Source organism: Streptomyces sp. NBC_00691 (genome assembly GCF_036226665.1).
Lineage (GTDB): Bacteria > Actinomycetota > Actinomycetes > Streptomycetales > Streptomycetaceae > Streptomyces.
Genome location: NZ_CP109007.1, coordinates 1 through 17,967, shown reverse-complemented (window position 1 = coordinate 17,967; position 17,967 = coordinate 1). Strand labels below are relative to the sequence as shown.

At 71.4% G+C, this 17,967-nt stretch carries 21 protein-coding genes; 16 read left to right on the top strand and 5 right to left on the bottom strand.

Annotated elements, in window-relative coordinates; translation table 11 throughout:
- Nucleotides 1–35: 35 nt before the first annotated feature.
- Nucleotides 36–401: an ankyrin repeat domain-containing protein gene (locus OG392_RS00105; RefSeq protein WP_329286980.1), complete on the bottom strand. Its 366-nt coding sequence runs from the start codon at nucleotides 399–401 to the stop codon at nucleotides 36–38.
- A 421-nt stretch (nucleotides 402–822) separates the two neighbouring features.
- Here OG392_RS00105 and ku point away from each other — a divergent pair, with 421 nt between their 5' ends.
- On the top strand, nucleotides 823–1,749 hold the full coding sequence (ku, locus tag OG392_RS00100) for a non-homologous end joining protein Ku (protein ID WP_329274050.1): 927 nt from the start codon (nucleotides 823–825) through the stop codon (nucleotides 1,747–1,749).
- A gap of 45 nt (nucleotides 1,750–1,794) precedes the next feature.
- Nucleotides 1,795–1,989 carry a hypothetical protein gene (locus OG392_RS00095; protein ID WP_329274047.1) on the top strand — a complete coding sequence of 65 codons (195 nt, stop codon included), beginning with the start codon at nucleotides 1,795–1,797 and terminating at the stop codon, nucleotides 1,987–1,989.
- Nucleotides 1,990–2,005: 16 nt separating this feature from the next.
- On the opposite strand, the gene OG392_RS00090 is transcribed toward OG392_RS00095, so the two are convergent.
- Nucleotides 2,006–2,344: a DUF6233 domain-containing protein gene (locus OG392_RS00090; protein WP_329274045.1), complete on the bottom strand. Its 339-nt coding sequence runs from the start codon at nucleotides 2,342–2,344 to the stop codon at nucleotides 2,006–2,008.
- 301 nt (nucleotides 2,345–2,645) lie between these two features.
- On the opposite strand from OG392_RS00090, the gene OG392_RS00085 reads away from it, so the two are divergent.
- Both OG392_RS00085 and OG392_RS00080 read left to right on the top strand, forming a co-directional pair.
- Nucleotides 2,646–2,882 (top strand): hypothetical protein, encoded by a 237-nt coding sequence (locus OG392_RS00085; protein WP_329274042.1) that lies wholly within the window; start codon nucleotides 2,646–2,648, stop codon nucleotides 2,880–2,882.
- Nucleotides 2,879–3,871, top strand: coding sequence for a DNA polymerase Y family protein (locus OG392_RS00080; protein ID WP_329274039.1), 993 nt, complete (start codon nucleotides 2,879–2,881; stop codon nucleotides 3,869–3,871). Before OG392_RS00085 ends, OG392_RS00080 begins: the two co-directional genes overlap by 4 nt.
- A 65-nt stretch (nucleotides 3,872–3,936) precedes the next feature.
- Here the strand turns inward: OG392_RS00080 and OG392_RS00075 are convergent, their stop codons facing one another.
- Nucleotides 3,937–4,323 carry an STAS domain-containing protein gene (locus tag OG392_RS00075; protein WP_329274038.1) on the bottom strand — a complete coding sequence of 129 codons (387 nt, stop codon included), beginning with the start codon at nucleotides 4,321–4,323 and terminating at the stop codon, nucleotides 3,937–3,939.
- A gap of 907 nt (nucleotides 4,324–5,230) precedes the next feature.
- Between OG392_RS00075 and OG392_RS00070 the strand changes: the two genes are divergently transcribed.
- The 7 genes from OG392_RS00070 (at nucleotide 5,231) to azu (ending at nucleotide 11,070) form a co-directional block, all read left to right on the top strand.
- Nucleotides 5,231–6,601, top strand: coding sequence for a hypothetical protein (locus tag OG392_RS00070; protein ID WP_329274036.1), 1,371 nt, complete (start codon nucleotides 5,231–5,233; stop codon nucleotides 6,599–6,601).
- Nucleotides 6,602–6,758: 157 nt separating this feature from the next.
- On the top strand, nucleotides 6,759–7,532 hold the full coding sequence (locus tag OG392_RS00065) for a hypothetical protein (protein ID WP_329274034.1): 774 nt from the start codon (nucleotides 6,759–6,761) through the stop codon (nucleotides 7,530–7,532).
- Between the two features lie 75 nt (nucleotides 7,533–7,607).
- Nucleotides 7,608–8,594, top strand: coding sequence for a helix-turn-helix domain-containing protein (locus tag OG392_RS00060; protein ID WP_329274032.1), 987 nt, complete (start codon nucleotides 7,608–7,610; stop codon nucleotides 8,592–8,594).
- Complete coding sequence (locus OG392_RS00055) at nucleotides 8,591–9,301, top strand: hypothetical protein (protein WP_329274031.1); 711 nt, start codon at nucleotides 8,591–8,593, stop codon at nucleotides 9,299–9,301. Before OG392_RS00060 ends, OG392_RS00055 begins: the two co-directional genes overlap by 4 nt.
- Nucleotides 9,301–10,008: a hypothetical protein gene (locus OG392_RS00050; protein ID WP_329274029.1), complete on the top strand. Its 708-nt coding sequence runs from the start codon at nucleotides 9,301–9,303 to the stop codon at nucleotides 10,006–10,008. Before OG392_RS00055 ends, OG392_RS00050 begins: the two co-directional genes overlap by 1 nt.
- A gap of 225 nt (nucleotides 10,009–10,233) precedes the next feature.
- Nucleotides 10,234–10,413 (top strand): hypothetical protein, encoded by a 180-nt coding sequence (locus OG392_RS00045; RefSeq protein WP_329274027.1) that lies wholly within the window; start codon nucleotides 10,234–10,236, stop codon nucleotides 10,411–10,413.
- A 264-nt stretch (nucleotides 10,414–10,677) separates the two neighbouring features.
- Complete coding sequence (gene azu, locus OG392_RS00040) at nucleotides 10,678–11,070, top strand: azurin (protein WP_329274024.1); 393 nt, start codon at nucleotides 10,678–10,680, stop codon at nucleotides 11,068–11,070.
- 100 nt (nucleotides 11,071–11,170) lie between these two features.
- On the opposite strand, the gene OG392_RS00035 is transcribed toward azu, so the two are convergent.
- Nucleotides 11,171–12,361 carry an IS110 family transposase gene (locus tag OG392_RS00035; protein ID WP_329274022.1) on the bottom strand — a complete coding sequence of 397 codons (1,191 nt, stop codon included), beginning with the start codon at nucleotides 12,359–12,361 and terminating at the stop codon, nucleotides 11,171–11,173.
- A gap of 277 nt (nucleotides 12,362–12,638) precedes the next feature.
- Between OG392_RS00035 and OG392_RS00030 the strand changes: the two genes are divergently transcribed.
- The 3 genes from OG392_RS00030 to OG392_RS00020 all read left to right on the top strand — a co-directional run bounded on the left by OG392_RS00030 (nucleotide 12,639) and on the right by OG392_RS00020 (nucleotide 15,230).
- Nucleotides 12,639–13,082, top strand: a complete 444-nt coding sequence (locus OG392_RS00030; RefSeq protein ID WP_329274020.1) for a RapZ C-terminal domain-containing protein — start codon at nucleotides 12,639–12,641, stop codon at nucleotides 13,080–13,082.
- Between the two features lie 240 nt (nucleotides 13,083–13,322).
- A complete protein-coding gene (locus OG392_RS00025; protein ID WP_329274017.1) occupies nucleotides 13,323–13,877 on the top strand; it encodes a hypothetical protein in 555 nt (184 codons plus the stop codon).
- A gap of 387 nt (nucleotides 13,878–14,264) precedes the next feature.
- Nucleotides 14,265–15,230, top strand: a complete 966-nt coding sequence (locus tag OG392_RS00020) for a hypothetical protein (RefSeq protein ID WP_329274015.1) — start codon at nucleotides 14,265–14,267, stop codon at nucleotides 15,228–15,230.
- A 212-nt stretch (nucleotides 15,231–15,442) separates the two neighbouring features.
- Here OG392_RS00020 and OG392_RS00015 read toward each other — a convergent pair whose 3' ends face one another.
- Entirely contained in the window at nucleotides 15,443–15,742 is a 300-nt protein-coding gene (locus OG392_RS00015) for a hypothetical protein (RefSeq protein ID WP_329274013.1), read from the bottom strand.
- Between the two features lie 823 nt (nucleotides 15,743–16,565).
- Between OG392_RS00015 and OG392_RS00010 the strand changes: the two genes are divergently transcribed.
- Nucleotides 16,566–16,967 carry a DUF3846 domain-containing protein gene (locus tag OG392_RS00010; RefSeq protein ID WP_329274011.1) on the top strand — a complete coding sequence of 134 codons (402 nt, stop codon included), beginning with the start codon at nucleotides 16,566–16,568 and terminating at the stop codon, nucleotides 16,965–16,967.
- Nucleotides 16,968–17,074: 107 nt separating this feature from the next.
- Nucleotides 17,075–17,515, top strand: coding sequence for a hypothetical protein (locus tag OG392_RS00005; RefSeq protein WP_329274008.1), 441 nt, complete (start codon nucleotides 17,075–17,077; stop codon nucleotides 17,513–17,515).
- Nucleotides 17,516–17,967: the final 452 nt, after the last annotated feature.

Sequence of the window (17,967 nt, the reverse complement as noted above, 5' to 3'; positions counted from 1 at the left end):
CGAAGCAGTGACTGCGCCCCAGAGCAGGGAGTTCGCTACTTGCCTGTGAACAGCTCCAGCAGGTCCTGTCGGCTGAACATGTTAGCCACCTCGATGGCGGACGGAGTCCCGGCAGAGGGGTCCGCCCCATGCGCCAGCAGGGTCCGCACGACCTCGTCCTCGCTCTTGAAGACGGCCCCAGACAGAGGGGTCTGCCCCTTGGCGTCGGTGCGATTTAGGTCGGCACCGCGCTCCACGAGCGCGATCACGGCAGCGTCATGACCGTGATAAGCGGCCAGCATAAGCAGCGAAGCCCCTTGATCGTTGGTGTGGTTGACCGGAACTCCAGCGTCGACATACGCGGCGAGTGCGTCGGTATCTCCATGTCGCGCCAGGTCGAAGACCTTCTCAGCGAGCAGCATGATCTCGGGGTCAGTGATCTCAGGGGTCGCGTCGGTCACAGTTAGTTGATCTCAGTGCGTGCATGCGGACAAAGTGCCACCAATCTATCCGCTCCCCTGACGTGAACTGCGCCAGCGGCACGACGCCGAGATCGAGGGCCTGGTCTACGACATCGGCCCGCCAACGGCGGCAACTCAGGGCCTTCACCGAGGGGTGGCCCCCAAACCGCCCACCCGGCCGTGAGTGACTCCCGAACTCATCGACATTGATCAAGCGACGGGTCCGCGCGGTGACTCCCGAAGCCGCCGACGAACGACTCCCGTTCTCGCGTACCAAGCCAGCTTGGCTCCGTTCTGCTCACCGGGGCATGCGATCACGGGTCGGGTCTGCTTAGCCTGAGGTCGGAGCCCAGGGGGGCCGTCCTTCGAGGAGTGCGACTCGATGCCGCGAGCCATGTGGAACGGCGCCATCAGCTTCTGTCTGGTGACCGTGCCGATCACTCTGGAGCCGGCGACGGAGTCGCATGATGTGCACTTCCGGCAGGTCCACGTGGAGGACGGCGGGCGGGTGCGCTATCAGAAGCGGTGCGAGATCGACGGCCAGGTCCTCACCGAGGACGACATCGGCAAGGCGTACGAGGTCTCCAAGGACCAGCTGATCCCGATCACCGAGGACGATCTGTCCGGGATGCCGCTGCCCACCGCCCGCGCCGTCGAGGTCGTCGCGTTCATCGACGCCGACAGCGTCGACCCCGTCGCCTTCGGCGCCGGGGACTACTACGCCCGCCCGAAGGGCGAGGTGGCCTCGAAGCCCTACACCCTCCTGCGCCAGGCCCTCAGCCGTACCGACAAGGTCGCGGTGGTGAAGTACGCCCTGCGCGGCCGCGAACGCCTCGGACTGCTGCGCCCGGTCGGCGAGGCCCTGAGTATCCAGGGGTTGCACTGGGACGACGAGATCCGCTCCCCGGCCGAACTCGCACCGCCGGAGACCGACGTCAGCGAGAAGGAGATCGAGGGCGCGCTCACGCTGATGGAGACGATGACCGTGGCCTCGCTCGATGACCTGGACGTCACCGACCACTACACCGAGGCCCTCACCGAGGTGATCAGCGCGAAGGCCGAGCACCGCGAGCCTGCCGCGCCCGAGGGCGAGGAGACGGCGACGGCTCCGGTGGTCGACCTCATGGCCGCGCTGGAGGCGTCGGTGGCGAAGGCGAAGGAAGGTCGCGGCGAGAGCGGCGGGCCGGCCACCGTGCACGAGATGCCGAAGCCGAAGAAGAAGACCGCGGCGAAGAAGACAGCGGCGGCGAAGAAGGCCCCGGCCAAGAAGACCGCGGCGAAGAAGACGACCCGCCGGAAGACCGCCTGACCGTCCGGTCGTGTCCTGGAGGCCTCGCCCGGGGTTGGTCCCTTCGTGGACACTGACGAACAGCCCGTGACCGGTGACTACCCCGACGCGGGCGAGCCGCGTCTCCCCCTGCTGACGGCGGCGGAGGCCCGGGACGCGGTCAGGTACCTGCGGCTGCTGGAATCGCTCGATCTCACCCCCCGCGGTCAGGCCGCCGGCCAGCTCGCCGCCGACCTGGCCCGGCGGCTCCCCGCCGACTGAGCGCGGCACCGGCAGGTCAGTCGAGGATGCCGAGTTCGGAGTCCGGGCGGCAGATCTCGCACGCCCGCATCCCGCCGTCGGTCAGCGCCCGGCGGGCCTCCTCACGGCTGAGCGGCTTGCGATGCCGGGCGGCGAGGCGGCAGTCACCTATGTGGATGCTGTCTGCGACCGGCCGCCCGCCCTCACGCAGGAAGGACAGCACCCAGCCGGGACCCTCCGGCAACGCCCGCACCGGACGCAGGGCAGCCTCCCGGGTCTCGACCTCGGCTATTCGCTCCCGTACGCGGTCCAGGGACAGCACGAGCCAGTGCTCCAGGGTCCGGAGTCGCGGGAGGTCGGGTGGCAGTTCGGACATCAGGCCCCCGCGCGCGGCTTCGCCCGTAGCTCGGCCGCCTCGCGCTGGTGCCGCTGGCACAAGGGATTTCCGCCCACTCCGTACCGGTGGCAGTCGGCGTGGCAGCGTGCGCATTTGCCGAGGAGCGGGGGAGGGCACATCTGTGGCGGGAGGTTCACCGGCCGGGCGGGGGTGGTCATGGTGCGCATCCTCGAGGGTTGGGCGGACAGGTGCCGATGGCGGCTGAGAGTAGAACTCGCGTTCTGCCCGACCGGTGCGGCACGACTGGCACTTTAAATCGAACAGGTGCTCTAATCAGTGTATGAGGTTCCACCCGTTCCCCGACGACCTCGTCACCGCCCAGCGATCCTGGACCGCCACCTACGAGGAGCTTGCCCACCCCGCCACTACCTGCACGACCCTGCTCCGGCGCCGCCTGTTGCACCTGTCGGCACAGCTGCACTTCCACCCCTACTGGGCGCACCCGCACCCCGCGGCGGGGCGCCAGGAGCTGCGGGAGCTGGTGCGCGCGCAGCGCAGGGAAGGGCGGGCGGCATGACGGGTACGAGCGTGATCTGGCACGTCCGCTGCCGCCCGGACACGTCCCCCGAGGACTACCGCAACGTCCTGGACCTCCTCACGGGCTTCACCCCGCAGGTCCAGCCGCTTCCGCCGCTCGCCGCGCTCGCGCAGGTCAGGGGATCGCTGCGGTTGTTCGGTGTGGACGCCGGCGAACTCGCGGCCCGCTTCCGGGTGCAGGCACTGGTGCAGACCGGTGTCGACACCCACATCGGCGTTGCCGACACCTGGGCGACCGCCGCCACCGCCTCCGCCCGCACCGGCCGGTCCGGGGTGCTCCACCTGCCCGACCACCGCGCGGTCGAACACTTCCTCGCCCCCCTCCCGATCCAGGCGCTGCATGGCATCGGACCCGCCCAGGCCGGCCAGCTCCAGCGGTATGGCCTCCACACCGTGGGCGCGCTGGCCGCCATGGAGGAGACCGTGGTGTGCCGCATCCTCGGCGGCAAGGCCGGACGCACCCTGCGCGCCCGGGCCCGCGGCATCGACCCGCGCGCGGTCGCGGTGCGGAAGATGCCCGAGTCCACGGCGGAGTCGTTCGCGTTCGACCGGGATGTCTACGACCCGGTTCTGGTCCGTGCCGCGCTCTTGGACCTGGCTGTCACGCTCGGGGGCCGGATCCGCGGCCGCGGGCAGATCGCCAGTGGCCTCACTCTGGCCGTCCGTCTCGCTGGCGGCGGCACCACCGAGCGGACGAAACGCCTCCCGCAGCCGTCCGCTCACACCGAAGACCTGCGCGCCGGAACCCTCCGGCTCCTGGACGCGATGGCCTTCCAACGAGCCCGGATCCGCCGTCTCACCCTCGCTGCCGAAGACCTTCGCTCGGCCGATGAAGGCCCCGGCACCCAGCTCTCCCTCGATGACGCGCGGGAGGCGCGTCTGCGGCTGGAGCCGGTGATCGACAAGCTGAACGCCCGCTACGGACACCGGGTCGCCGGGCCTGCCGCCGCCTACCGGAGGGCGAGCTGACGCCTCCGAAGCCGGGCGGCCGCCCGGCTCGGTGGGAAGAGGGCGGGCGCAACCGGTGGAGGCGTTCAGGTGGCGTAGTGGAAGAGGTCGGTGGTGCCGGTGAGGTCGAAGAGCTGCCGCAGGTGGTGGGGTGCGGGGCCGACGAGGACGATGCGGCGCAGCTTGTGGTGGGCGCGGACGAGGGTCTGGAGGAAGGTGGAGTCGCCGAAGGCGACGGCGGCCACGTCGAGCTCGATGCTGGTGGCGCCGTCCGCGCGGGCGTCGGCGAGGGCGTGTTGCAGGCAGGGGCTGCTGTCCATGTCGAACTCGCCGGACGCCACCAGGCGCGCGGTGCCGTCAGGCCTGGTGGCCGTCCGGTAGACGTCGGCTCCGCCTGGGGCGCTGTATATGTGGCCTTCGCCGGCGGACGCATGCAGGACGGCGTCCGCGCGGGCGCGGTCGTCGTTCCTCACGCGGATGCACCCCGGCTCACGGACGGCGCGGAGATGGGCGTAGGCCAGGGCGGGCCGGTGACGGTCAGGGGGATGGAGAGCCCGTCACACAGCCGGCGCAGCCGCGCGAGCACACTGAGCGCGGCATCACTGGCCGGACCTGCCGGCAGGTGCAGCCGGACCCCCAGTGGCCGGTGGGCCAGGAGCAGGCGCTGCGCCTGCTGTACGGCGGCCCCTCGGCCCGCGACGTCGAGATCGGCAGGAAGGCCCAGGATTAGGACGCGGCCCTCGAATGAGTGCTCCACGGGCATGGACTCCTCCTTTCCACCAGACCGGCCCACCCGCCACAAAGGGCGGAGAAGGCCGAGCCGGAGAGACCGGGACGGCTTCACATTTGCGGCCACGCGACCGGCGGAAGCGCCCGCCCTGCTGGGCAGGCGCCGGGCACTGCGCGGCCTCCGGTATTTCCCATTCCATTCAGCCGATCCCTGCCCTCTTACGTCAACCGCACGCCCGGTACCCCCCCACAAGCCACCACGCAAGGTGGCCTCTTCGGTACTCTCCGTACTGGCCGAGGGAGCCGACTGGTAATCGTTCCCGATGCCCCCTACCGGTCCCCTGCGCCACCATGCGGGGGGCCGGTTGCATGCAGGCCGGACGGTTCGCCGATGCCGCTCCGTGACCCGCTCGCGCTGCGCGCCGTCCGCCTGTCAGACCCCCGCCCCTACGGCGGGGGTTTCGTCGTTTCCGGGACCGCTCCGGTTCACCCGGGCGGGTGGCTTTCTGTCCTCGCGTACACGTACGCGACTTGTGAGGCGCGCCCCCAACTCGCCCTGAAAACACGCCTATTGACACAATCAGGATGTTTCGTCATCTTTCCGGCGTGGCCCGGTGGCGGGCCACGCCGCTGCGAGATCGGAGAGACGTGATGCGTGAGACGTACGACGAGTCGGGGGCCGCAGGCCGGCTGCGGGTGCCGGTCGCAGCCTGGCGGTGGGCCGCGGCCTCAGGGCTGGTCCCGGCTGCCGACGCGGGCCCACGGCTGTGGTCCCGGGCGGTCGTGGAGGCCGCCGACGCGGAAGCGGTCCGCGCGGCCCTGCGCGGCCCGGTGGGTGCGTCGTGGGCGGCGGACCGGCTCACCGAGGCGTTGGGGGAGCCGCGGCGGTTCCGGCCGCGCGTCACCGCCTCCGCCGTCGGTTACCTCGTCCGCGCAGGCCTGCTGACCTACCTCGGCGGGGAGCCGGCCTTCCCCGATGTCCATCCCGATCAGGTCGCCGCCCTCGCCCGCCGCCGTGACCTGCCAGCCCTCCTGGACCGCCACGTCCCCCTCGGCCCTGACCAAGCCGCCCACCGCCTCGGCGTCCGCCGCACCGACTTCGATCAGGTCGTCCGCCTGGGCTGGATCACCCCCACCGCCACGGTCGACATCGACTACAAGCGCCACGGCGGCTGGACCACGGTCCCGCTGTTCTCCGGCGAGGACGTCGCCCTGCTGCCCCTCACCCGCCTGTCCGTCGACTGGCACGCCTTGCGCACCCTCGCCCCGGGCCGCCGCTCCCCGCTCGCCGCCCTCACCCCCGACCCGCACACCGAGGCCCGGGTGTTCCTGGCCGGGGTCGCGCGGATCGCCCATGTCGGCCGGGCGGCGGTGGTCAACTGGCGCCGCCGGCACCCCGACTTCCCCGCCCCCGCCGGCGGCAGCGAGACGCACCCGGAGTTCGCCCTGGGCGACGTCGTCGCCTGGCTCCTCGCCCACGACAAGATCGCCGTTCCCTCCAGCGTTCCCGCCGCCACCCTCACTGTCCGCCCGTCCCTCGGCGCGGGGGCGGCCGAGCGCCTGCGCATGGACGATCCACTGCTAGAGCTGACGGACGACCCGACCGGCGAGGACCGGCTGTCCGGGTGGATGACCGACACCGACGCCGACACCCTCGCCCAACTCGCCACCGCCGACACCGGGGCCGCCCTCGCGCGCCTCACCGCCCCCGGCACCACCCCGCTCGCCGTCCCCGACGGCCTGGCCGTGATTGACCGCTTCCGCGCCGGGACGGGTGGCCTGCGCGTCACCCTCGCCTGGCCCGCCCGCCTCCGCGGCACCGCCTCCCCCCGCCACACAGGCGGCGTCATCCGCCACGGCCTGCCCCACACCCCCGCCACCCAGTGCCAGTGCGTACGGCATGCCTGCGGCGCCATCACCCCCACCCCGTACTGCGCCGACCACGGCCGCGCCGTCGAGCCGGTGATGGAGTGGCACCCCGCCGACGGCATCCGCTGCGCCGCGCTGCGCCGCCCGCGCTGAGCATCCGTCGAAACTCGCGACACGAAAGAATGAACCATCGGTTGAGTCGATCATGAACCACTGGTTCACTTGGGGGTGTCCGGGCGGGATGGCCGTCCCGCCCGGACGCTGGCGCCGCTGCCGTACCGAGGCCGCGGCATCCATCAGGGAGTAGACCATGCGAGTCCTGGTATCGACCTACGAATCCGTCGCCCCCGACCTCGACGAGGAGGAGCGCGAGGCGCTCGCGGCTCTGGCCCGCGCCGGAACTGCGATGCGCACGTCCTACGCGCTCGATCACTACGGGCAGGACGGCGTTCGGATCACGCTGCGGCAGTACTGCACGCAGGAGGGTGAGGAGCGGTGGGCCGTCGTCTACGAGGGGCCCGAGAGCACCGAGGTCACCGACAGCGCGGACCGGGCGGAGGCGGACGCCGCCTACGAGGACGAGGTCCGCAGCATGGTCGAGTACGGCGGCGACGCCCCGGCCTGGACCGAGAGCGACGTACCCGGCGTCCCGATCGCCGCCTACCGCGTGGTGGTTGAGCGGCAGATCGAGGGCGCGTGGGACCGCGAGGAGGTCGCTACCCATCTGGGCCAGACCCTTCGTGTCGGCGCGCACGAGGTCGACGGCGACGACGTGACCGACCTGACGAAGGCCGCCGCGGTCATCGCCCGCACCCTCGCCGCCGCCCAGCGGGGCGACAACCACGACGCCCTGCTCAGCGAGGCGGTGGGCGAGCCCACGCTGACGGATGTGGTGGGCGTCTTCCGCGTCACCGTGACCTGGGTCGGCGAGGACGGCGAGGCGACGTTCACCGCGTCGCACGCGGTGCCCGAGGAGCGGCCGACCGCGCAGCAGATCGAGGAGTACCGCCGGCGGCTGACCCAGATCGCGCAGGACCAGGAGCGGGAGTTCGCGGGCCACTCCGAGGAGACCGGCCGGCTCTGACCGGCCCCGCCTGCGGGCCCGGCCGCCGCGTGCGGCCGGGCCCCTTTCCCCAACGACGAACAGATGGAGCATCACGTGACCGACACCCCCCTGAGCCTCGCGGCCCGTCTCGCGGCCGACCCGGATCCAGCCCGCCGTTTCCAGCTCGCCCGCGCCGCGTCCGAGGCCGCCGCCGCAGCTGCCGCCGCCCCGTTCGAGGACGAGGCCAGCGGCGCCCTGAACGAGCTGATCGCCCAGCACGGCGGGAACGTCGCCGCCGCCGCCCGCGAAGTCGGCCTGACCGCGCAGGCCCTCCACAAGCGCGTGAAGCGGCACAAGGACGGCGGTGCGGCCCGCCCGGCGCCGTCCGCAGCCGAGCAGCCCCAGCCCGCCCTACGGTTCGAGAGCGCCGAGTTCGCCGTGACCGCCCTGGAGAACTGGACACTGCGCCAACAGGAGATCACCGACCAGCGGGACGTCTTCCTCCTCGGCGCACTCGCCGCCGGCGTGGACCCGGTCACCGTCGCCGAGACGACCGGCGTCGGTCTCGACACCCTGCGCCGCATCCGCCCGGCCGGGAACATCACCCTGTCCGCCATCGCCCACAACTGGGACCCCGTCCTCGAAGACTTCGCCCGCGCCGTCGACGCCCGCGCCCGCGCCCTCGCCGCCGACGTCACCAGCAGCACCACAAGGGCCGCCCACCGCGTGTGGTGGCACACCGCGCGGTACATCGTCACCAACGCCGCCCCCACAGCCCTGATGCCCGACCTCCCCAACGAGGAGGACTTCGCGTCCACGGAGGAGTACGTGGAGGCCATGATCAACCGCGAGCCGACGCCGGAGGAGACGGCCGAGGACGAGCGCCAGCCCACCGCACTCGCGGTCACCGACGGCGCGGACGCCTTCCTCGCGGCCCTGTGGGTGGAGATGCGCCGCCAGGCCACCACCACCCACGCTCCCGGCGGGGACGAGGAGATCCACGCCGCGCACCGGCAGGCCTGCGGTGAACTCGCCGACGCCATCCACCACCTGCGCACCACCGGCCAGGTCCCGCCCTCCCTCACCGAGGGGGCGGCGTGAACTTCGGCCCCGGACACGGCGCCCGGGTCACCCCGGACGACATCGCCGCGGCCACCGACCTCGTCGAGCGGACCCGGACTACCGACTACCTCATCAACCTGCTCTTCCAGGTCCCCGACATGGGCCCCGGCCGGACCCTGTTCGACCGGGACCAGGCGGCCGTCGGCACCGTCCTGATCAGCAACACCCCGGGCGGGTGCGACGACGACGTCCGCCGCCTGGCCGTGATCCGCGCGATGGGCCGCACGTACCGGGAAGATCCCCGCAGCACCATCATGCCGATCGGGGTGGTCATGCTCGGGGGCGAGATCGCCGCCCGCTACCTCTACCAGCGCCTCATCCGCCAACACGGCCCCTACGGGCTGGAGCCGCTCGCCACCGCCATCAGCATCCTGTGGCCCCCACCGGGCGAAGAGCCTCCCAGGCACCCCGGCCACCCCGGCATGAGCCTGGCGCGACTGGTCAGCGGCCCCATGAATCACCTGTTCACCCCCGGCGACATCCGGGCCCTGCGCGCCCTCGCCGGCGCGTTCTGCGAGGACCAGGAAATGCAGCTCCGCTGCACGGCACGGATCTGCAACAGTGCCGCCGGCCGCCCCCAGGACCTCCGCAGCGGCGACCTCCCCACCGTCCGCGAATCGGTCCTCACCTCACGCACGGCCACGCACCTCTCACCGCCACCAGCCCTCCTCACCCCGGGGACCTGATGCACAACAAGATCGCCCTCGTCCGGCCCTCAGACGCCCAACCCGCCAGCACAGCGGCCCGGGAGTTCTACGCCGAAGACCTCTCCTACGCCCGCCTCCTGTTCGGCCCCGACACCCAGGGCCCCACCGCAGTCCTCACCCCCCGCCACCGGGGCATGATCGGCACCCTCCTGACCTGGAGCCCGCCCCACGAGGACAACCAGATCAGCAAGCCCGACCTCCTCGCCGTCATCCGGGCCACGGGTTGCAGCCAGCGCCTCCAGCTCCCCGACCGGCACAGCCCCGTCCCCGAAGCCCACAACTGGACCGTCGGCGCGGTCATGCTCGGCGCGGAGATCGCCGCCCGCCACCTCTACCAGCGCCTCACACACGCCCACGGCCCCGACGAACTCCAGCCCGTCGCCCGCGCCCTCGCCGCCCTGTGGCCCCTGCCCGGCGACACCCCCGCCGACGACTCCACCCCCAACCCCGGTCTGACTCTGCGCCGCCACCTGCGGCCCGCCCTCGCCCACCTCGACCCCGCCGAGACCAACGCACTCGACGCCCTCGGCCGCGCCCTCAGCCCCCCATACAGCCTCGACCGCCGCCTACGCTGCGCCGGGCGCATCGCCTGGCACGTCGGCCACCACCAAGGCCCACGGATCCAGGGCCTCGGCGTCGTACGCGCCGCCATCTGCACGGCTCGTCTGACCGGACCGTGCCGTTAGCGTCACCAGGAGGCGTCACCGCGGTGATGCCTCCTGAACGCAACCGTCTCCGCCATGCCCGCGTCCGGCAGCGTGGTGTGAATAGGTGGCCGCCAGCCGTGCTTCACCGCCGCGAGGCTCGTTGCGTACGGCATGGAGACGATCAGCGAGACCGGCGTAGATGTGGCGTGGATGCGGTGCAAGGGGTGCTCGGGAGTAGGCCGGGTGATCCTGGCGAGTGACCCGATGACGGAGATCCTTGCGGAGGCCGGCGCCCACGCGACGACCGTCCACCCGGACAAGAGCGCCATGCAGCTCCTGGAGCTGGAGACGGCCGACGCGGCGGTGTTCCGGGGGCCCGACCCCCGCCCCGACCCGGCGGCGTGGGCGACGGCCCTGAACACGAAGCTCACGCCCGACTTCTGACCGCCGCCGCCCGCGCGGCCGCGGACGCCTCCCCCGCGTAGACCTTCCGCCGGCACCCCTCCGGCTGCCACCGCCACCGCGCCCGCCGAAACGGTGCGTCTCGTTGCCCGTTGCCCGTTCTCGGAGGCAACTTCCCAATCTCGACGTCAAGCCGGTCAAAGGTCCTGGAGGGTTCTTGGGCCAGCAGGGACCTGGCGCGTGTCCTCCCGGGCGTTCGGCTGTTGATCATTGAAAACGCCCGGATCAACACCTTGAAGGAGAGCCATGGCTGAGTGCTCGGTGACCGTCGACTCCACTGACCAGATGAGCTACGACACCAAGGAGATCACGATCGACAGGAGCTGTAAGGAGTTCACGATCCGTCTCACGTTCTCCGGTGAGCTGGCGAAGAACGTGATGGGTCACAACCTCGTCATCAGCAGGACGGCCGACATGCAGAACATCGTCACGGAGGGCATGTCCCAGGGTCTCGACAACGACTACCTCAAGAAGGACAACCCGGCGATCATCGCCCACACCGCGATGATCGCAGCGGAGGAGAAAGAAACCTCCGTCACGTTCGACCCCTCCAAGCTGGAGGTCGGCGGGGACTACTCCTTCTTCTGCACCTTCCCCGGACACGTCGCGATGATGAAGGGCAAGGTCGTAGTGAAGTGACGACAGGTTCCGCCGGTCCGGGAGCCTGTCTCCAGGCAAGCGGCCGGACCGGCGGAACGCACATGCCCGGCTATGCCAGGCAACTGCCCACCGTCTCCTGTCAAGCGGCTCGGGCGAGGGCTGGGGCTGCTTGGAAGGGAGTCTGGTCACGGATCATGGCCCAGAGGACGTTGACGCGTCGGCGGGCGAGGGCGATGACGGCTTGCTTGTGCCCCTTGCCCTCCTTCCTCTTCCGGTCGTAGTACGCCTTCGAGACGGGGCAGAAGAACACGCTGACCTGGGTGGAGAGGTAGAGGGCGCGTTGGAGGCCGCGGTGGTAGCGGCGGGGCCGGCGCAGGTTGCCGCTGACTTTTCCGGAGGCCCAGGGGACGGAGGCTAGGCCCGCGAAGCCGGCGAGGCGGTCGGGGCTGGCGAAGGCGGTGAGGTCGCCGCCGGTCGCGGCGATGAACTCGGCGCCGGTGGTGGGTCCCATGCCGGGCATGCTGAGGATGATCTCGGCGTCCCGGTGCTGGCGGAAGCGGGCTTCGATCCGGGCGTCGAGTTCGGCCGCCTCGTCGTTGTGGGCAGCCACCGAGCGGGCGAGGCGGCCGACGAGCTCGGCCCCGAGCTCCTCCCCGCGCAGGGCGGTCATCTGGGCCTGGGCGGCTTCTACGGCTGCGGCCGCGAGCGCGCCGGCCCTTTGAACCTTGCGGGAGCGCAGCCAGGTCTCCAGCCGTCGGATGCCCATGCGGCGGATCGCGGCCGGGGTCTGGTAGGCGGTCAGCAGGACGACGGGGCCCTTCTTTGTCAGGTCCAGGGCCCGTTCGAGCGCGGGGAAGAACTCCAGGAGCTGGGCGCGCAGGGGGTTGATCTGGCGGGTGCGGTCGTGGACGACGTCCAGGCGCCGGGCGGTGAGGAGCCGCAGGTCGAGGGCGATGTCGTCGCCGGGGCGGAGCATGCTGACGTCGCGGCGGATGCGGGCCTGGTCGGCGATGATGAAGGCATCGCGGGCGTCGGTCTTGCCTTCGCCGCGGTAGGTGGTGGACGCCTGGTGGATGGTCCGGCCGGTGAGGTAGGCGACGGGCTGTCCGTGGTTCAGGAGGAGCCCGGTGGCCAGGGCGGCGATGCCGGTGTTGATGTCCACGGCCCACAGCACGTCACCGGATATCTCCAGGACATCGGCGATGAGCTGGAGCAGCTCGTTCTCGTCGTTCATGACGCGGCGGGACAGCAGCCGCTTGCCGTCGGCGTCGATCACCACGGCGTGGTGGTGCTTCTTGCCGATGTCCAGTCCGGCCCAGATTTCGGGCACGTTCCCCTCCGCCAGTTCGTCGTCACATCCGGTCCCGCAGACGACCTCGCCGACGTTGTCTTACGGAGCGATCGAGTCGCGATTCCCAATTGGTGGTCGAGTCGTCGCGGGGCTCCGGGCGGCCAAGTTGCCTAAGCCATACCGACTGCAACAGGCAACGAGCCATACCCAGAGCCCCTGGGCTCCGCCGATCCTACGAATGCCGGTCCGAGCCCAGGAAGAAGGTAAGACGGGCAACTCCTTCCAAGGGACTTGAAGCCGGACGAGGGTAGAGGACATGCAGACCACACACCTTCCCGGGCGCGGCCTGGTCGCCGCCGTCGTCTCCTCCATCGGTATCCGCCACGACGGCGCCCTGAGCCTCGCCGACACCGGCCTCTACCTCGACCTCAGCCGCGTCGTGCGCAACCCCGCCGACGACCCCACGATGCGCTTCCGCACCGGCCTGGACGACGACGTCTACGCCCACGTCCTCAAGACTCCCGGCGCTCTGACTCTGATCAACCGCACCGCCGTGCAGCTCCGGGCCCTGGCCGACGAAATGCCCGCGGGCCGTCTGGCCCGCCTCACCGTGGCATGCAAGGGCGGCCGTCACCGCAGTGTCGCGGCTGCCGAGACAGTCGGCTGCCTCGTCTGGGAGGCATGGGGCGGCGCGTACGGCGTCGACATCGAGCACCACCACATCGACCACCCCGTCCTGACCTCTCCCACCCCCGCCTGACCCGCCCTGCTCGCGCGGCCCGCCGTCCGCCTGCCAGACCCCCGCCGCTCCGGCGGGGGCCTCGCCGTCTCCGGGGGCGTTCGGGGCTCACACGTCCGGGTGAGATCCGCCCTCGTCCAGCGGGCGCACCGCCGTTGCACTGCCCCGCCGCTCCGGGGCGCCGGCCGCGCGGTCACTCGTCACGGTGGATCCGCGCCGCGCCCCCACCAGGCCGTGCTCCCGCTGCGGGAGCGTGGACCCATGCATCCCCGCCACACCCTCCTCGCCGCCCTGGCCGCGCTCCTCGTGAGCGGGTGCGTGGCCATCCCCCACACCCCGGCCCCCGCCCCGCCGCCCCGGCCCGCCGCCCTCGCGCCCGCCGCCGACCGACTGCCGGCCCCGCTTCCGACACCGGCCGAGCCGACCCCGGCCACGCCCCGCGAAGCTCTCGACGCCACCGACCCCCGGCCGTCCGCCGCCCCGTCGGGCGCACCCCCGGCGAAGACCGCCCCCGCGCCCGCGCCCGCCGCTGCGGGGGGACGCCCGGCCGCACGGCCCGCCCCTGCCGGGCCCGCCCGCCGGACTACGCCGACGACGACCAGGCGCCCGGCGAAGAGCACCCCGAAGAGGAGCACCACCAGGACGGCCCCCCGGAAGGCGGCCAAGCCCCCCAAGGGCCCGAAGAAGACCACGGCGCCCCGCCGGAAGCCGACGACCGGGCAGGCGCCGCAGATGCGGCAGCTGTGCCGTCAGGCGCAGAAGATTCACGCACCCATGGGCGCAGCGGAGATGTGCCGCAGCACGTACGGGCGCTGATCCCGCCGCACGGCCGCGCGCGGTGTCTCGGCTCCGTGACAGTGGCGGGGCGCGATATGTCGGCTCCGTGACAGTGACCGGGCGTCAGTGACGGCACGTCAGGGCCGGGGCGCAGAAAAGGCCGGCCCCCTTGCCGCCGAAGCGGGTGGTACGGGGACTGGCTTTGTACGCGAGCATGAAAGCGGCCGGCGCCCTCAGTCCGCCGGGGCGGGTGGCACGGGCGCCGGCCTCCAAGACACCCGCTGTCCGAGGACCGCGGAGTGTGTGCAGAACCTTACAGGAGCACGGTCGGGCGGCATGAAGACCGCTACAGTTTTCCTGACAGGGTGACGTGCTGGCTGCGACTCGCGTCCGCGCTTTCTCCACCCCGCTCTTCTGGGAGTTTCTGTGATTCGCGCCGGCCGTGCCGACAAGGTCCGCACCCTCACCGATCTCGCCGCGCAGCGGGGACTGAGCGTGCGCCGCTATCAGGAGCTCAAGCCCTACAAGGACAAGGGGTTTCCCGCCCCGATCAGCTCCGACGGCGCCAAGACCCTGCTCTTCGACGGGGACCAGGTCGACGCCCATCTTGCAGGCGACCCGGTTCCCGACCTGCCCGGAACCGACCACGACGAAGACCTCCTCGACCGGCGCGAGTGCGCCGCACTGGCCGGGGTCAGGACCGAGAGCTGGAACAGCTACCGCGCCCGGCTCGCCGAGCACCTGGCCGTCGTCGGCGGCGTCGAGCACTGGCCCCGCGGCGCCGTCCTGGCCCTCCGCCGCACCCAGGCATCCCGCCCCGCGGCCGGCGGACGGCCCAAGCGCGCGGGAGACCAGATCCCCCGCGACCAGATCCTCGACCTCACCGCGCAGCTCCTCGACGCCGACCCCGCCACCACGGCGGCCCGCGTCACCGACACCCTCGGCGTGCACCGGGACACCGCCCAACGCGCACTGACCACCCTGCGCGCCGAACGCATCGCGGACCACCTCACCACCCACCGCGCCCTCACCCCCGAACAGGCCGCCGCTGAACTCGGCTACCCCGCCGGACAGGTACGCACCGCCACCCGGCAGGCACTCACCCTCCTGCGCGGCCGAGCCGCCGCCCCCTACCTCGCCGCAGTCGTCGAAGCCCTGCGCACGGCCGGCCTCACCGACCCGGCCACCGCGCCCGCCGTCCACTACGACGGCGACACCGTGCGCGCCGCCGTCCCCCTCGCCGCGGGCGCCCCCGCCGCCGCGCTGGTCTGGGACGAGGAGACCGGCTGGCACACGGCGGACAGCCGCCGGCACCCCGCAGCCTCCACCCCGCTTCTCGACGGCCACACCCACCCCGACCCCACAACACTGCTCAACGCCCTGACCAACTGACCGCCTCGCCCCCGACGGGTCTGCCCGGTGGATTCGCAGACGAGTTTCGAGAACGTTTGTTGCTCAGCGGTGGGAACGGACGGTCCCGAGGGAGAGCGATGTCGCTGAGTTTTGGAAACGCCTGGGTGCTTGCTCTGGACCCCGAAGTGTCCTACAGCGGCATCTCGGCGCAGCGTTCGCGGGTGCCCGGGCCGCCCTACGATGGCGCCCGATCAGTGTGCACGCAGACCGGCCGCGCAACCAGCGATGTAGTCGTCCGCTTCCGCGCCTTCGAGACCTTCGGTCTGAGCGGGGAAGCGGCACAGGTCCTCTGCCTTGGATTGGCTAGCGTCCGGCCAGCCGCCTTCCTCGTACAGCGCGACGCCCATTTTCCGGCCGTCCCGATACGCGGGCGTCTCCTCCGGCGGAGTGCCGGCGGAGCAGGCCACCGTGCCCACCGCCACTGCGGCAACGACCCCGACACGCGCCAGGAAGCTAGCGCTGCTTCTGCCCGGCTTCTTCCGTCGCACCATCTACCCCACCCCTCGGTTCTGAGTTTTAGCAGGTCAACCTACACGTTGCGTATCCCGGACCCGCGGCGAGCCTGCCCGCTTCCTGGGGTCAGCAGAAGGCTGGGCCGCTTCCACGGGCAGCGGGCGCGGGACCGGAGCGCGGCAAGAGAGTTTTCGATGGCCCGATGGTTGGGCAGGGTGCAGGCCGCCGGAGCGGCCGAGCGAAGGGGCTCCGACTCCGGCGATGCCGGAAGACCCGTAGTGCTCTTACTTCTCGAGTACATCCATCGAGCGGCCGGCGTTCGCACGTTCTCAGAATGCGTCGACATATGTTTCCGGCTTTCACCTACGTAGCCAGCCCGGGCGCAGCAGGGGCGCAGCAAGGCTCCGGACACAGCGCAGCCCTGGGCGCGCCTACAAGCTCTTCCTCGCGGGGTAGGCGGGTCGGGGCGCGGCACCGGCCGCCGCCTGCCACGCGGCAGGGGCACGGGAGTCCGCTGCGCTCCCTCCCTCGCTGCGCGGCCCCTGCGGGCGCTGCGCGCCTGACGCGTGCTGCGGGAGGCCGCTGCGCTCCACCTCCCTTGCCGTACCCCGCTGCGCGGAGCCCGGGCCCCGACGTCGCTGCGCTCCTGCCGGGAGCGGCGACCGGTACCGCGCCCCGACCCGCGTACCCCGCGAGTTCCGGCGGCGCCAGTGATTCGGCAGCATCCACTCATAGGGGTTGACCTGCGCGGATAAGGCAGAACTCCCCGAAAAGCGCGTCAAAAACTGATACAGTTTTCTTGTTGGGGAGGGGTGGCACCGACCCAACACCAAGACACCCGACCCCACTTGAGGGAGACCCATGTCCCAGACGCACACGGAACCCGCCTTCGCCCTGCTCGTCCGCCCCGGAGGAGCGTTCCAGGTCCTCGACTGGCCCAGCACCCCCACCGACCGACAGCACCTCATGTACGCCACCATCGAATGCGACCGCTACGACGTCGCCGACATCACCGCCGACCTTTCGCTCTGGATCGACGACGAAGGCCTCATGGCCGAAAAGCCGGAGATGAACCTCCCGGCCACCGCCATCTACGCGCGGTACGGAAACCCCCATCAGTTCTACTTCGGAAACGCCCTCTTCACCGGCGGAACCGATTCCGAAGGGGAAACCCTCGGACTGACGAAGGACAAGGTCCTGGAACTGGTCGAAGTCCTCACCGAAATCACCAACCCGATCCCGTTCCAGCGCACCAAGAGCTAAACCCGAACCACCCCCGGGAGGCGGCACCCGCCGCCTCCCACCCCCGCCGTGGCGGGAGTGGCACCCACCACGGCACCAAGACACCCCACCGTCAGAAAGAGCCCACCGTGGCCTACCACGTCATGCCCAGCCCCTCCGACCACATCCGAGCCGCCGACACCGTCGAACGCCTCCTGGAACGCGCCGGACTGGGCGAACACCACGCCGTCCTCGTCGTCGCCGCCCTCTTCGGCACAGCGACCGTCCGTATCCTCGAAGTCGACCGATTCGAAGGCGACCGCATCCGGGCCAGCTTTGAGGACACAATCGACTTCACCGACCTTCTCGCCGCCGCCATGACCGGTGCCCACTCAGCCGGAATGGTCCTGCGGACAATCCGGGAAGGCGAAACCGACAAGGTCTACGCATGGCGCTTCAACAGCGGTGTTCCCGTCCCCCTCGGAGAGACAGAAGCCGAAACCGCCTACAAAACTGACCCGGTGACAGGCGAGCCTATCCCCGCCCAAGGGAACGTGGAATACATGGAAGCTTTCTCGCTCCTCCGATAAATCCAGAGAAAAGGACGGCCCAGAACCAAGGCTCCGGGCCGTCTCGCCCTCTCCTTGGGCCGGGGGTGTGGCCCCGTTTCGCCAAAGCTACATGCTGCATCAACTGATGCAGGCGCACCGGCTCCCCGGGGGAGGGCATGGGCCCCGGATCCGGAAACACGGAAACTTTTCCCCGAGGGAAGCACCCCCTCCCTCTCGCTGCCCGGGCCGTAGGCCCGTTGGCCGTCCCGCGCAGCGGGCGCGGCCCGGGGACCGGAGCGCAGCGGAGGGACCCTGCGGGAGTGCGGAGCACCCCCGCAGCCCCGGAAGCGCAGCGAACGGGGCGTCACCGCCCTGGCGCAGCCAGGGCGGTGAGCTGACCGCGCAGCGGTCAGCAGCGCTCACGCGGAGCGGGAGCGCAGCCCCCGCGCGCAGCGCGGGGGTTCGCTGTCCCATCGCGCAGCGATGGGGTA